The sequence below is a fragment of the Mesorhizobium sp. WSM4822 genome (genome assembly GCF_055811155.1).
Map to the genome: position 1 here is coordinate 1 of NZ_JBVVQM010000072.1, position 778 is coordinate 778.

The 778-nt window shown below is 63.1% G+C and carries 1 pseudogene; it reads right to left on the reverse strand.

What is annotated here, in order from left to right:
• Nucleotides 1-778 (reverse strand): annotated as a pseudogene (locus AC0L3E_RS34570) (Ulp1 family isopeptidase); the annotation flags it as partial.

The window sequence follows — 778 nt, forward strand, 5'->3', positions numbered from 1 at the left end:
ACCGCGTTCGGGCGGCGAGCGCTGGGTGGGCGGCCTGCAGGCTCTGCTCCAGCAACCGGTAATCCCTGTGAATATGGGCGTCGCCCAGCAGGTCGGCGCCGAGCACCGCCCCCTCGGGGAGCTTGGACGAGCCTGACGGAAAAGCTCCGATCCGTGCATCGGAAGAGGTGGTCAGATCGACCAACGGAACACCGCGATAGGTGTCTGACAGCCTCGCGGTCGCAGGCAAGGCGTGTTCTGGAGCCTTTGCCGTTACTGCAGCTTCCCTCATCGCACCGCGATCGACAAGCCAAACCTCGTTGCCTCCCTCTGGCCTCCGGGCGGTGTAGCCGTGACCTTTAATCTCGTAGTTCCATTCCGGCTGGTCCGCGTCCGGCAAGAGGCCATAATGGTACAAGGAAGGGAGCATCGCGTCTGGGACGCGTTGAGTCCCATGGGAGAAGCCTTCAGGGACGGCGAATGAGATGTTTATGAAGTCCTCGACCGCAGCGGGGGTCGCCTCAGACCTTGCAAAGGGCGCGGCCTCCGCATGCAGGCTTCCAATGTGTTCGGATCCTGTGCCTTGAACGGGTACCCCTGCCAATGGCAATTCGCCCAAGTGCTGCACGGGGGGCTGTATCGGCAAGCGGCCGCCTTCGCTCAGCGGCTGCTGAATGGCGATGCTTTGCGGATTATCAGTCCCCTGCCTCTCCGCCGGCCGCAACGGCGCCGTCGAATGTTCATTGTTGATGATGAACCGCTCGGGTGGCAGGAGGTTGCCCTGGTCAAGCGCATCCGG